We start from the raw sequence: 13,285 nt of genomic DNA, 5'->3' as shown, positions 1-13,285 counted from the left end.
AATCATTTGTCAGAATTAAATTAAGGGTTAGGCGGTTATAGGTTTCAAACGATTTTGATTTGAATTTTTTTGTTGATGTCGCTGATCTTTCCAAGTATTTAAAGTATTTGGAGAAACTGGATTGGCAATGGGGTCTAGAAATACAGGAACTGGGCGTTCTGCTTCATCATTATAACTGGTGGTAAATAAACGCACACGATTGAGACAAATCTTGTCATATTCATCTCTAAACATGGCAAATTTTTCAATACGATCACTCAGCTCTGGATGGCTGGTATGAAAATCGGCAATCACAGAAGAAATGGTTTGCCAAAAATCATATTCCGAATGCTGCGGAAAATCTTCTAGGAATACATTACAGATATAACGGTAATGCACCATAAATAAGCCTGTGAATATAAAATGACTGAGTTCTAAAGCACTATGTCTTAATAGAATTTTTCCTTCTTCTGGCAAACTATCTAGTTCTGGAAAATCTTCATCGACCAAATTCGCATCATCAATAAAGTCTTTGAGTACCATCGCTTGAGGCACACCATTTTCATGAACCAGCATGGTATTTTCACCATGTGGGGAAAATGCTAAACCATACTTATAAAGACAAATCAGTAATGGGGTCACACTCACTTCGGCAAACTTTTTTAACCATGCTAAAGGTGATAAACCTGAGGCTTGAATCAATACATTAAGAATAGATAAACCATTAATATCTCTATGTAATAATGCCGCTTGAGATAAAACTTTTTGATTTTTCTTTATAAATGGATCAACACTTTCTCGCCACAAACATCCAAATAATTCTTTAAATTGATAAGGTGCGCCATCAATTTGGTCATAACATGGCTGTTGAATGGTGAGCGTCGCCACTTCACCTAAAAAGATAACTGAAGATTTTTGTAAATCTGCATCATTTTTTAAAATATCCTTTAGCCATGCAGTGACAGCAGGTGCTGCCAAATTTCGCTTAGATGGTAGACCACGGAAAACTGCTGTATTAAAAATACTGACAGGCAACTTTATGTAATGACGTTGTGTATTTGATGTATTACATAATGTGCGAATGGATTGCATTGGCACATAATCATCTTGCCCAACTTCAAGCTCAACAATTTTTTGATCGACAATTTCATTGGCATAAGTTGGTACAAGCCATTGATGCCATTGCCAAGCATGCACAGGAATTAGGTAATAACATTCTGCATCTAAAGCCAATTGCTGCATTTGCATTCTAAAACTTTCAATTTCGGCAGCATCAAACTCATGACGATATAACTGTGCTGCTTGCCAATCATCTGTTGAACGAAATTGAGCAAGATCTTGATGCACGGCTAACCACAACACTTTAACCGTTGGTGAAATTTCAGGCGCAGATTGTAAATAATCATCGTAGCCAAAACCCATACGCCCTTTGCTCATGATCAGCCATGGATGCCCTCTAAGCATGCCTTCAATTTGATGATGATGTGCTGTAAGCACTGCTGAACTAGGTAAGCGACTTTCATCATACAGATGAGCTTCAGCTAACCAAGTGTTGTTCATTTCCTTAATTAAATACGCTTTTGTAAATGGTTTTACTTCTGCTTGATTTGAAAATGCTGCAATGAATTGATGTAAATTCCATGCAGGAAAATCTTCTGACTCATTTAAATCACGAACAGAAGCGGCTTGAATGACCCAGTGACCCAATAAAGCTTGTTGTCCTTTAAACAGATAAACGCGATTATCCAATTTCAATTGAAACAGCTGATCACCCAAAGCTTCGACATGAATAATTTCTTCATACAGAAATTCAGCAATCGCCATTTCAATCAATTGTTGACCTGCACTACGCCAATGTTTTTGATTAATCTTTAATTTTGCAAAATTCATAGACTTTTCTCTACATTCTTAATCAGTTTTTTGTGCTGTGTATATTCAACTGAAGGTTCAGATTCGCTCTTTTGAAACGGTGCTACGTGTACCGAATTTTGCTGAGCTCTATTTGCTTGAATTTCACGAGATGGAACTATATTTTTTTGAATATTACTATTGTGATAACAAGTGCTTACAGTATTTGAAACCATTTCAATATTTTGCAATGGATTGAAATGTTGGAAGCACTGTGGTTGATTGCCTAAGTCATATAGCTTATAAGCAACGAGTTGATTGACAATACTTGCAGCACGATATGCACCTAATCCTAAATCTGGCGTTCCAACACCATGGCTATGCAGTTCCATGTTTTGTACATAAATTTGCCCCACAGCATCATGGATCACACGGTAGTCTTGAGTGATTTTCCAACGCCCTTGCTTATCTGTCTGAATCAAAGATTTAATCTGTTTTAGAAATGCAAACTCTGGCGTGGTATATCCCGTCGCACTCACTACATAGTCTGTATCTAAATGAAACTGCTCCAAACTGACCCGATGCTGAAAGGTTAAGCGGATTTTCTGATCATCAGTATAAATTGCGTCAATTAAACTGGACTGACTATGTAAATGAGTCTTTATTGTATTTTGAGCAATACTACGATGATATAATTTTGAATAAATTTGTCGTATCGTATCTGCACTAATGCCTTTAAACAGCAAGTCTTGTTTACCTAATTGCAGACTTTTATTCAGTTCATCAAAACCATAAAAATGTGCTAAATAATCTGGACTAAAATGCTCCAATCCTAGTGGCGCATGCTCCATCGGGAAAAAACCATTAGAACGTGTCAGCCAGTGCAAATTGAATTGTGCCTGATCAGTTTGATCAAAATCATATTGACGATCAAATAAATCTAAAAATACTTCGGCTGACGATTGCCCCGAACCCAAGACAACGATATTGCCTTTAAGCGATGCTTTATTTTTATTTAAGTAAGATGCTGAATGTATGCATTTTTCAGGATACTTTTCTTGGATGTCTCTTAAACACTGTGGCACTGAAGGCACATTCCCCGTACCTAAAACAATATTCCGGCATGAATAACGATTTTGAATTCCGTTCTGCTCAACAACAACTTCAAAACCTTCAGGCTTTGCATGTATTGCCAATACAGTTGATAAATACTGTATTTGCTTAATCTGATCTGCAACCCATTGACAATAATGATTATATTCACGGCGTGGAATATGTAATTGCTCTAGGAAGTAAAACTTATAAAGTCGTTGCTGTGCTTTAAGATAATTTAAAAAACTAAGTGGACTGGTCGGATCAACCATCGACACTAGATCTGCCATAAATGGGACTTGCAAAACAGTATTGGGTAACTGCATTCCAGCATGCCATTCAAATTGTGCCTTTTGCTCAAAAAACAAATACTGTAAATCTGTTTTTTGATGCAACAAACTTGCTAGACTAAGATTAAAAGGGCCAACACCAACACCTATAAAATCAAGCATATGCCACCTCTTTTTCAGTAATAAAAAGAGGGTTCGGCAATTGAACATAAATAGATTGCTGTTCGACGGGTGCTGTTAATTCATCAAGCTCATATAAACGTGTCAGTAAATTGCCTTTATAAGGTAATGTTGACTCATACAGAAGCCCTTGAATCAAGCTACTTTCAGGATAAATCTCTAATAACTTAAGCAATTGATTTTTCAAAACCTCAAGCAATTGCTGTTCAGTGACATACTCCGTCGCACCAATCGCATTGATGATTCCAAATAGTGTATTTCCAAAAAAATAATAGCTAAAACGCTCATCTACAAATTCCTTAGAACCGACAGCATGAGCTTTATCATTTAACTCTGGAAAATGTCGCAAAATTTCAGTGGCATATTCTTCTATATAATAAAAACCTTGATTGTCTCTGAGCCAAAGATTTTTGGGTAAAGCTTGATCCAGTTCCAATAAAACATTTTGTTGATGAGACTCAAAAGCCATTCCGTATTGATGATACAAATACATCAATGGTTTCAAACTAATATCTAAAAACTGCTTAAACCAATTTAAGGCAATATTTTCAAAAGTTTGTTGTGGTTTTATTTGCGATATCTGTTGAAACAACAGATTGAATCGGTTTAAGTTTTGAGTAGGATGATCTTGGCAAAGCGAAGCAATACAGGTCACTTGCTGATTTTTTGAAAATGGTTGTTCCCTAAAAATACAAATAGTTTCATTCAGAATATTATCGTCAATTTTCAAAGCCATCCAAGCGGGATCGTTAACGGCTTTCAAGGTTGGACAATTATTGAGAATGTCTTTACCTAATTGGCTATTCCAAAGCCGATGCGTCATTTCACCACGATGGCACTCTTTGGCTAAATTCACCCTTATAGAATTGGTGATCATGACTGATAACGATGGCTTAAACATCCACGGCGCTTCAAAACTTGCTAGAGTCCGCACGGATGTGGTTGGTGATAATTGCCATGCCTTTTCGCCAAAATCGATTAATTTATTTTTACTTTTTAATTGGCTATACCAATCTTTCGTTTGTAAATAACGCGCTTGCCATGGATGCAAAGGCAATAATTTAAAAGTGGAATAAGTCAGTAACAGCTCAATTTCAGCTTCATTTAAATACCATTTAATTTCAGTTTTTAATTGCGCTGATATAGGCAAATCCAATGCAGAATTTTCCGCAATAAATTCATCCGAAACTAGCCAATAATGTAATGCTGTTTTACCTTTAAATTCTGGAGAAAACTTGAACCAATCTTCATGCACAAAGCCAGTGCGACTTTTAGGTGCAGGATGCATACTATGCCCTAGAATTAAAGCTTGCTCAGTTTCAATAAAATCCTGATCTGCTTGAATTAAATGATCAAATTCAGACTGTCTAAATGCCAAAAAATTAGCTAAAGCATCACGACTTTGAATCCATTTTTCAATCAAAGATGATGAATCTAACAATTGATTGGAATCTTGAACCAACTCCTCTAAAAGTAAGCTAACAATACTGATGGCACTAAAAGATTGAATTTTCCCTTGATCAAATACACTGGGTAATTGAGCGATTCTATGCCGCCCAACCAAGCTAGCATAACTGAGCGGAATAAATAATTGTGACTGTATTGCTTCTAAAGGAAGTATGAGTAACGTCAAGCCTTGGCTAAACGCTAACTGCAATGAGTTTTGTTGATATTTTTCTAACAAAACTCCTTTGCCTGTTTCTTGTGAGTATGCATTGATTAGGTGCTGCATCGCCAATCGGCTGGCAAGCTCTTTCATCTGACCATATCCTCTGTACAAGACTTTTTACTGCACTAAAAAGTTCAAATTTTAATTTATGATTTTTCTAAGTCGACACGATCGATTTAGCACAATGTAATGCTAATAATAACCATTATCATTTATATTTGCAATTTATAACGCCTTTCAATCTCACAAAGGAGATTTATATAATTTATTGAAAATTAATATTATTTTTAATGAGTGAGTTTTTCTTGTTAAATATATCTTAAAAATTGCAATAGTATTAAATGATAATATTCTCATTTAGAATAGATTTATTTCATTGCCAAATCATATTTTTGCAACATTGAGCATTTTCAAAAAAAATGAATCTCATCATTTTAGCGAAATAAATAATGAGCTAGGTTCAAAGATTCGTTATGTCGAAAACTTGAAACTGTCCTACATATCTCGATATAAATACAATAAGATGGAATGTTTTAAAGCTGAGTTTTTCTAATCATAAAAATAAAAAGAAGACTTAAATCTAAATGGAAATTGTGTATTTTGCTTAAAATCATATTTCATTTTTGCATTCTGCGCCGCTTTTAGAATCTCTTCATCCTTGAAATGTACGCCATTGGTACTTAACAAGTGAGCATCTAATACATTGCCTTGCGCATCAACTAAGAATTCAATTTCTGCAAAATAATAATCATGTCCTAATACATGACGCAAATATTCAAAATCTTCACGACTAAATTGTGGTTTTGGTGACTTAATCCACTCAGGTTGTAGATTCGGCGTATGAAATACATCCTCATCTACAGTCATACCATTCTTCCCCATAACCAATCTATTTAAAAAATTAAATCCGGCATAAGTAGATTGATGAAACATGATTGCAATTAAAAAAATGAATATTAGTTTTTTTACTCTGATCATTGCCCATACCCATTTTGAGTGTGAAATAAGCGCTCTATAAAAAGAGTATATATTTTTGATATCCCTTTCTTACAGCGTATTACTGTATTTCTAATCCAAAAAGTTTGATTGCATCATTTTTAATTAAGTCGATGAATATTTTGATTTATTCATCCAAAATATCAACAAATACTGCACCTAAAACATCGGATAAATCTTGTGGTTTTAATCCAACATCCAAGCCACGCTTGCCACCACTCACATACATTTTATTTAATGTTGCTGCAGAGGCATCAATCACTGTTTTTAAACGCTTTTTCTGTCCTATTGGACTAATACCACCAACTAAATAGCCTGTTAAACGCTCGGCAACTTTAGGATCAGCCATATGTAACTTCTTACAGCCAAATGCACTCGCAACTTTCTTTAAATTCAGTTGATAATTCACAGGAAGGATTGCAACAAAGTAATTTTTATCATCCGAAAACATTAGTTTTGAAATCATTACAAATCTAACAAAATTTAATAACGATACATCACATTAAACATCAATCACTTAACAAATTATAGCAAATACAAGCAAATTGCAAAAAATCATTTTTTGTGAGTACAATTGTGAGTACCCCCACAATTAACCACTACTTTATTAAAGTTACTCACAAATGCTAACCGACACTAAAATTAAAAGCCTTAAACCTCGTGAAAAAGCTTACAGAATAGCTGACCACAATGGACTTTGTATTGAAGTCCGACCTAGTGGGACTAAACTTTGGCGTTATCGCTATCGGTTTAATAGTAAAGCTTCAATGTTGAGCCTTGGAGAATACCCTCTTGTAGGCTTAGCAGATGCTCGTAAAGCTCGCGATCAAACTAAGATTCTTCTTGATGATGGTATTAATCCATCTCAAAATCGAAAACAAGAGAAAATTGAAGCCCTATATCTTAGTGTAAACACATTTAAATTAGTTGCAAATGAATATATCGTTGAGATACTAGTCAACAGGTCAAGTGGGTATATCAGTAAGTTTAAGAAAGCCTTAGAGTTGGATGTATTCCCTGTTATTGGTAATAAAAATGTGAAAGATGTAACCTCTGCCGATATCTTGCATATTATTAGATCAACAGTGAAACGTGTCAGAGAAACAGGTAAAAGAGGAAGTGGTGAAGTTACTGCATTAAATAATCAAAAATTTATTGGCGCTATCATGCGTTATGCGATTGCAACATTAAGAGCAGATAATGACCCAACATACGCTGTGCGAGGTGCTATTGTTCGCCCTGAAATTGAACATGCACGACCTTTAACAAAAGCAGAGCAAAAACTTTTTAGATCTGGATTGGATGTATTTAAAGGATCAAATACAGTTAGAAATGCATTACTGACAATGGCCTACACAATGCTCCGCTCAATTGAAATTCGTCGTATGAAGTGGGGTTACGTAGATTTTGAATCCAAAGTAATTAATTTCCCTATTTCAACTCGCAGTAATAATCAGGAAAGAACGACTAAAAAAAATCGACTACACTTAGTTCCCATGTCTAACCAATTGTTTGATTTACTAAAAATGCAGTTTATAGAGTCTGGCAATAAAGAATATGTATTCCCTGGGGTTTATGGGAAAAATGATGGCGTGATAGGTAATACTACATTAAACGTCGCTCTTAAAAATATGGGGCTTAAAATGGTTACAGCTCATGACTTTCGAGCAACAGCATCAACAACCCTAAACGAGCATGATTTTGATGAAAATTGGATTGAAAAACAACTAGCACATGCAGATCAAAACAAAACACGAGCATCTTATAATCATGCTAAATATTTAGAACAACGTAGAGATATGCTTCAACAATGGGCTGATATTGTTGATAGCTGGGAATAAGTAAAAGTAAAACTCAGTCTATATGATTGGAAATAAAAAACCGCCCTAAGGCGGTCTAATTTCACTTCAACAATAAGGGCTATGCGGAATAACGTGTAGAAATTAATATTTTCCACATGTTATTCCGCATAGCCTAAAAAAGCTTCGCAAGGTGCTTTTTTTAATTTTGTACTAAATAAGATATGACTTCTCAAGTTCCATATACAAACTATCATAAGCTGTATCAATATCTATATAAAGCTGATTAGAAGAAGCTATAGGCATTCGTGAAATGGTACCAAATTCACCCCCAGTTACTATTTTTTTGTACTCAATAAACTCAATAGCTAAAGACAGTCTTTCAGCCTTACCTAACTCCTTGGAAATCAAAGTAATCATAGAACTTAATTTTTTAAAATCACTCGCAATTAAGTGACTCATTGCTTGAGTTTCTATATCTGATCCCAATAGTGAATAAAATTTCTTTGCATCTAATAATATTTTATCTATTAATTTCGATGCTGATTCTACTCTTTTATTATGAATTGTATTTTTTTTAGAATTACCATCTCGTGAAGCAACAATCCACCATCCAAGAATTGTTAATGCAGATGGTAAAAATGGTAAAATTAGATCTTTAGCTATGCTATTCATTTAAATTTAACGTGTACCCAAACGGTTAACTTCATCCTCTAAATAACTTTGTATTTCTTGATGTAAAAGAGGATCTTTAGTAATTATTTTAACTTTGTTAAAAAAGTCAGCCAAAGTCATCTTTGTTTCACGAATAAAACCACCAAAAGCCTCTTCTAAAAATGAAGAACCATAACCCCTTACACCATCAAAATTGATTTCTACAAGATCATGTGTATTAACTGCAGGTAAAAGTAAATTTTTAAGAAATACTTCACCTGATGTCTTACCATCTTTGATATAGCGACCTGAAGGATTTTTAGAAAAATCCTTAGCTACATTAATTCTCATAACACTTTTACTCATCTGACGTTACCAAAGCTTCATCTAGGTTTTGCTTATCCAAAGGTATTTGCCATACGATAACAGTTCCCTCAATAGACTCTGTGAAAGAAATTGCTACCCCATTAATGATATCAGTTATAGGAAGACCAGTCACTAAACCTCTATTAATTATATATGATCCTTTATTACTATAAATTGCAATAGATGCCTTATGATCACACATTGTATTAATTTTGTTGATAATTTGGTTTAGACCTTTCCCTCGATTTGGCAAATTAGTTCTTGTATTTCCTATTTCAATTGCTGCCTTTATTGCAGCACTATCTCGGTCATATTTACCTTTGTTTTCAGTGATAAATCCTTTAAAGCGACCAAACCAATCCTCTTTAATATCAGGCGTGTTTCTAGTTAAAGATCTAGAAATACCTATTCCAAGATCGCATACACATACTGTGAGTACACCATCTCGTTCGTGTGAAAAAAGCCACCACTTTTTTATACTTTTGGTTTCCGAAGGAAATCTTTTCTCTGTATAGGCATGATGATGGCAGTTTGTTAGCGCTTCAGTTAAAGAGGTAAAAATATTTTTGCTTGTATCCTCTGAAAGAATTTGATCAAAATCATCCAACATTGAATCCGCAGAATCAATTTCAGAATTATGACCTGATGCGTAATTCCAATATTTCACAGATTCATCAAATTCGCCTTCTTCAAATTTTATAACTTGCTTAAGTAATTTCAATATTCCGGTTTGTTCTAAAACCTGATTCACAATTTTTTCTTGAGATGGAATTATTCTAAATAAAATAGATGAGTTTATAAGTGTAAGTGTTTCAAGCTCAGCTAAAAGATAAAGAGTCCCCTCAGAATACATTTGCTTAGTGTCGGAAAAATCTAAACGTAGACATACATCACTGCGATGATAATAATCTCTAAATTTTGTTGTTATTTTTCTTAATTTTTTTCTAGAATAGCGATTAAAGATCGTCACATGACTAGGTACTTTTAAGTTAATTATAACTTTGAAGGGTTCTTTTAATTTTTTTTCTTTTTTAATAAGCTTTTCACGTCCTATTGAAGTGTTCTTTTTTTTAATAGGAAATTCACGAAATTTCTTAATACGTTTGAAGTATTCACGCTTCTTCTGAGATAAAAACTTCATAAAATATAAATATATGATTGATTAAATATAGACATCTAAATTATGGTTAATTCGAATATCTGTCAACCAAAATTTCGGGCTATTTCAATGATTTGTCAACCAAACCCTTAATCATACGACTTTACTCCTACATTCATTGAGCAAACAAGCTAACTGTTGCTAGACTTCACGTAATGTTTTGACTTTAAAATAATTTATGAAATTTTTACTCATTTTACTTTTGGGGTTCACTTCTATCCAAGCTTATGCCAAAAAATGTGCTGACTTTAAAACACAAAAAGAGGCACAAGTTTGGTATGAACAACGCAAAAAGTCAGGACAAACAGGTTGGAAAAGTTTAGACCGTGACGGCGATGGGCATGCGTGTGATTGCCTTCCAGGTGGAAATGGCACAAAATGTCCGAAAAAAAAATAGTATCTTTTATGAAAGATTTAACAACTTTAGGTTAAGAGAAACCCTCAAATGAAGAACGACTGGCTCTACTTCTACATAAAGCAAACACTGCAAATCGGCGTGCCACTCTATAAATATAAAGGTTATGGAGTGTTTACGCAGCATACTGTTGCACATGTGGAGAATAAGAAATGTGTTCAAACTATGAAATTCCCACCAGAGAAGCCCTCGCCTTACTTGATGTCGAAGCTAATCAGTTAGATATTGAATTAAAATCGCATGTTTATCCTGGTTACCATGCTCCAATCATTATGAAAAACTTTGATTTGGATTTTGGTAAATTTGGATTAATACCTAAATGGGCTAAAGATTTTAAATTCAGTTCTTATACATACAATGCACGAACTGAGACTGTCGATGTGAAACCAAGCTTTAGGCATGCATGGAAATACAGTAAATTTTGTCTAGTCCCTGTTCAGAAATTTTACGAGCCCAAATATATTGATGGTAAAAGCCATTGGTACGGAATTAAGCGTGATGACGATCAACCATTTACCGTTGCAGCGATTTATGATGATGCGGTAATTGATGGTAAAAGAATAAGATCGTTTTCAATGCTTACCATCAATTCAGACAACCACCCTTTCATGAAGCAGTTTCATGCACCTGCCGATGAAAAACGCTCAATCATTGTCATACCTGAAGAATATCGAAATGATTGGCTCAATGTCGATCATGAACATGCTCATGAATATTTCTTTGAAATGCGTGACGAATTTATCACCTTTCCTCGTGACCACTCATCCGAAGTAATCAAACAAAGTGACCTGTTTTAATTTAAGACTGTTTATCCACAAGTTTTAAATTTGAAATTTAAAAGCATACAAACTAAAATCTTGAATACGTAACTTATTCAAGTGATATGTTTTATGAATATTAAATTAAGCGATAGCGCATCAATTGCTAGGCTCTCCAAGCTCAATGAGGCGAACTTAGCTAACTTGAAAAATGCTAAAGTCATTGATATTAAAACACTTTTATCTAAAGCTATTTATTCGTCCAATATTTCAAAAATATCATCATTTCAATCTGTTACCACGTATTCCATTCCCCTTGTTTTAAATAAAATTGCTGCAGGTTTTCCATCACCTGCTGAAGATTACATTGATAAAACTGTAGATATGAATGAACTTCTTATTTCAAACAAGGAAGCGACTTTTATTGTTCAAGTTGAATCACTTTCAATGAAAGATATTGGTATTGATATCAATGATTATTTGATTGTCGACAGAAGTATTCGCTCACAGCATCAAGATATTGTAGTTGCATTTATTGACAATGATTTCACTGTTAAAAGAATGATGGTTACTCAAAGAATGTCACATGATGAATTGCTTGATATTTTTCACAATGAAAAGGATTGTACTAACTTACCTGTAGTATGGCTCAAACCTGAAAATATAGAATGTAGCCCTATCCTCCCTCGAAATGAACAAGAATTAGTCATTTGGGGTGTTGTCACTAAAGTTATTAAGAACTTCAAATGAAGCATGAAGAAAAGATATTTGCACTTATTGATATCAATAATTGCTATGTCTCGTGTGAACGCTTCTTCAATCCTAAGCTCAATAATGTTCCAGTGATTGTGCTTTCTAATAATGATGGCTGTGCAGTAGCTAGATCAAACGAAGCAAAAGCACTCGGAATTAAAATGGCAGTCCCTCTGTTCCAAATCAAAGATATTGTGCAGAAAAATAACGTTCAAGTGCTCTCAAGCAATTATGCCGTTTATGCAGAAATGTCGCGTCGTTTTCATTCAATCCTTGCCAGTTATGTTGCTCCACATGAGCAAGAAATTTACTCAATTGATGAATGCTTTCTGGATCTCACAAGTTTTAAAAATAATTATGATTTAGTCGAGTATTGTCAGGGAATGAGGCAAAGAATACTGCAGTGGATCGGTCTACCTGTTTCTATAGGAATAGGACGAAGTAAGACTGAGGCGAAGATAGCCAATTATATGGCCAAGAAAGGTAAGCGATTTAATGGTGTTTGTGATTTGGCTGCGATGGATGACAAGCACAGAGATTATTTTTGGTCGTTGGTTGAGGTCGGGGAAGTATGGGGCGTGGGCAGAAAGCAAAATAAAAAGCTCAATGATATGGGGATTAAAACTGTTCTTGATTTATCAAAAGCAAATCCACCGATCATGGGAAAGATGTTCACAGTCTGTATGCAAAGAACGGTTTTAGAACTGCAAGGTATATCATGTATGCCCATCGATGATCAGGCTAAACCAAAGCAGCAGATTGTAGCCAGTCGTTCATTTGGTGTGAAAATCACAGAACTAGAAGACTTAAAAGAAGCGATGTCGAAGTATGTGCAAGACGCAGTTAGTCGATTGAGAAAAGAAAAACTATTGTGTGGTGTAATTACAGCATTTGTTCAATCCAGTCCCTTTGATACTTCAGTTCCTTATTACAGTAAAGCGCAGACTTATAAATTTGCTGAACCGACTGATTGTGTTTTAGATCTAGTTGAGGTTGCTTGTCTGTTACTCGAAAAAATATACAAATCAGGTATTAATTATAAAAAATGTGGTGTGTTTTATTCGGAATTGATTGAGAAATCGAACCATATCCCTGACCTACTTTCAGATTATGAAACGAGAATACAGAATGAAAATTTGATGCAGGCTTATGAAGATATTCAGATGAAGTTTGGTAAAGCTAAGATTTCGGTAGGTCCTTGTTATTTCAAGGATCGGAAGTGGTCTATGAGTCGAGATATGTTGTCTAAGAATTATTTTACGAAGAATGGCATGATTAAGGTTAGGTGAATTTTAGTTGGGATGGGTTTTGTTGCACAAAGGTTTGA

The 13,285-nt window shown here is 34.5% G+C and carries 12 protein-coding genes and 1 pseudogene; 5 read left to right on the top strand and 8 right to left on the bottom strand.

What is annotated here, in order from left to right; all coding sequences use genetic code 11:
• Nucleotides 1–27 precede the first annotated feature (27 nt).
• The 5 genes and pseudogenes from ACG94X_RS02590 to ACG94X_RS02570 form a co-directional block, all read right to left on the bottom strand.
• Nucleotides 28–1,869, bottom strand: a complete 1,842-nt coding sequence (locus tag ACG94X_RS02590) for an IucA/IucC family protein (RefSeq protein ID WP_419382171.1) — start codon at nt 1,867–1,869, stop codon at nt 28–30.
• Nucleotides 1,866–3,371 (bottom strand): lysine N(6)-hydroxylase/L-ornithine N(5)-oxygenase family protein, encoded by a 1,506-nt coding sequence (locus ACG94X_RS02585; RefSeq protein ID WP_419382170.1) that lies wholly within the window; start codon nt 3,369–3,371, stop codon nt 1,866–1,868. The genes ACG94X_RS02590 and ACG94X_RS02585 overlap by 4 nt, the downstream gene beginning before the upstream one ends.
• Nucleotides 3,364–5,148, bottom strand: a complete 1,785-nt coding sequence (locus ACG94X_RS02580) for an IucA/IucC family protein (RefSeq protein WP_419382169.1) — start codon at nt 5,146–5,148, stop codon at nt 3,364–3,366. The genes ACG94X_RS02585 and ACG94X_RS02580 overlap by 8 nt, the downstream gene beginning before the upstream one ends.
• 459 nt (nt 5,149–5,607) lie before the next feature.
• Nucleotides 5,608–5,925, bottom strand: coding sequence for an energy transducer TonB family protein (locus tag ACG94X_RS02575; RefSeq protein WP_419382168.1), 318 nt, complete (start codon nt 5,923–5,925; stop codon nt 5,608–5,610).
• Nucleotides 5,926–6,181: 256 nt separating this feature from the next.
• Nucleotides 6,182–6,508: pseudogene (locus ACG94X_RS02570) on the bottom strand (aminoacyl-tRNA deacylase); the annotation flags it as partial.
• A 169-nt stretch (nt 6,509–6,677) separates the two neighbouring features.
• Between ACG94X_RS02570 and ACG94X_RS02565 the strand changes: the two are divergent.
• Nucleotides 6,678–7,895 (top strand): tyrosine-type recombinase/integrase, encoded by a 1,218-nt coding sequence (locus ACG94X_RS02565; RefSeq protein ID WP_419382167.1) that lies wholly within the window; start codon nt 6,678–6,680, stop codon nt 7,893–7,895.
• Nucleotides 7,896–8,066: 171 nt separating this feature from the next.
• Here ACG94X_RS02565 and ACG94X_RS02560 read toward each other — a convergent pair whose 3' ends face one another.
• Genes ACG94X_RS02560 through ACG94X_RS02550 form a run of 3 tightly spaced genes read right to left on the bottom strand, consistent with a single transcriptional unit; the run spans nt 8,067 to nt 10,014 of the window.
• Nucleotides 8,067–8,528 carry a hypothetical protein gene (locus tag ACG94X_RS02560; protein WP_419382166.1) on the bottom strand — a complete coding sequence of 154 codons (462 nt, stop codon included), beginning with the start codon at nt 8,526–8,528 and terminating at the stop codon, nt 8,067–8,069.
• 6 nt (nt 8,529–8,534) lie between these two features.
• On the bottom strand, nt 8,535–8,873 hold the full coding sequence (locus ACG94X_RS02555) for an STAS-like domain-containing protein (protein ID WP_419382165.1): 339 nt from the start codon (nt 8,871–8,873) through the stop codon (nt 8,535–8,537).
• Nucleotides 8,866–10,014, bottom strand: coding sequence for a hypothetical protein (locus ACG94X_RS02550; RefSeq protein WP_419382164.1), 1,149 nt, complete (start codon nt 10,012–10,014; stop codon nt 8,866–8,868). Before ACG94X_RS02550 ends, ACG94X_RS02555 begins: the two co-directional genes overlap by 8 nt.
• A 196-nt stretch (nt 10,015–10,210) precedes the next feature.
• On the opposite strand from ACG94X_RS02550, the gene ACG94X_RS02545 reads away from it, so the two are divergent.
• The 4 genes from ACG94X_RS02545 (at nt 10,211) to ACG94X_RS02530 (ending at nt 13,247) form a co-directional block, all read left to right on the top strand.
• Nucleotides 10,211–10,429, top strand: coding sequence for an excalibur calcium-binding domain-containing protein (locus ACG94X_RS02545; protein ID WP_419382163.1), 219 nt, complete (start codon nt 10,211–10,213; stop codon nt 10,427–10,429).
• Nucleotides 10,430–10,599: 170 nt separating this feature from the next.
• Complete coding sequence (locus ACG94X_RS02540) at nt 10,600–11,244, top strand: SOS response-associated peptidase (protein ID WP_419382162.1); 645 nt, start codon at nt 10,600–10,602, stop codon at nt 11,242–11,244.
• Between the two features lie 93 nt (nt 11,245–11,337).
• A complete protein-coding gene (locus ACG94X_RS02535; RefSeq protein WP_419382161.1) occupies nt 11,338–11,955 on the top strand; it encodes a LexA family protein in 618 nt (205 codons plus the stop codon).
• Nucleotides 11,952–13,247 carry a Y-family DNA polymerase gene (locus ACG94X_RS02530; RefSeq protein WP_419382160.1) on the top strand — a complete coding sequence of 432 codons (1,296 nt, stop codon included), beginning with the start codon at nt 11,952–11,954 and terminating at the stop codon, nt 13,245–13,247. Before ACG94X_RS02535 ends, ACG94X_RS02530 begins: the two co-directional genes overlap by 4 nt.
• Nucleotides 13,248–13,285 lie beyond the last annotated feature (38 nt).

The organism is Acinetobacter psychrotolerans (assembly GCF_048552595.1).
GTDB lineage: Bacteria > Pseudomonadota > Gammaproteobacteria > Pseudomonadales > Moraxellaceae > Acinetobacter.
This window is presented reverse-complemented; position numbering and strand designations above follow the sequence as displayed.

Excerpts from the sequence above, each read along its gene's own strand:
- ACG94X_RS02560 (WP_419382166.1), bottom strand. The coding sequence starts at position 8,528 with ATGAATAGCATAGCTAAAGATCTAATTTTACCATTTTTACCATCTGCA.
- ACG94X_RS02555 (WP_419382165.1), bottom strand. The coding sequence starts at position 8,873 with ATGAGTAAAAGTGTTATGAGAATTAATGTAGCTAAGGATTTTTCTAAA.
- ACG94X_RS02550 (WP_419382164.1), bottom strand. The coding sequence starts at position 10,014 with ATGAAGTTTTTATCTCAGAAGAAGCGTGAATACTTCAAACGTATTAAG.
- ACG94X_RS02585 (WP_419382170.1), bottom strand. The coding sequence starts at position 3,371 with ATGCTTGATTTTATAGGTGTTGGTGTTGGCCCTTTTAATCTTAGTCTA.
- ACG94X_RS02545 (WP_419382163.1), top strand. The coding sequence starts at position 10,211 with ATGAAATTTTTACTCATTTTACTTTTGGGGTTCACTTCTATCCAAGCT.
- ACG94X_RS02575 (WP_419382168.1), bottom strand. The coding sequence starts at position 5,925 with ATGACTGTAGATGAGGATGTATTTCATACGCCGAATCTACAACCTGAG.
- ACG94X_RS02540 (WP_419382162.1), top strand. The coding sequence starts at position 10,600 with ATGTGTTCAAACTATGAAATTCCCACCAGAGAAGCCCTCGCCTTACTT.
- ACG94X_RS02580 (WP_419382169.1), bottom strand. The coding sequence starts at position 5,148 with ATGAAAGAGCTTGCCAGCCGATTGGCGATGCAGCACCTAATCAATGCA.
- ACG94X_RS02590 (WP_419382171.1), bottom strand. The coding sequence starts at position 1,869 with ATGAATTTTGCAAAATTAAAGATTAATCAAAAACATTGGCGTAGTGCA.
- ACG94X_RS02535 (WP_419382161.1), top strand. The coding sequence starts at position 11,338 with ATGAATATTAAATTAAGCGATAGCGCATCAATTGCTAGGCTCTCCAAG.
- ACG94X_RS02565 (WP_419382167.1), top strand. The coding sequence starts at position 6,678 with ATGCTAACCGACACTAAAATTAAAAGCCTTAAACCTCGTGAAAAAGCT.
- ACG94X_RS02530 (WP_419382160.1), top strand. The coding sequence starts at position 11,952 with ATGAAGCATGAAGAAAAGATATTTGCACTTATTGATATCAATAATTGC.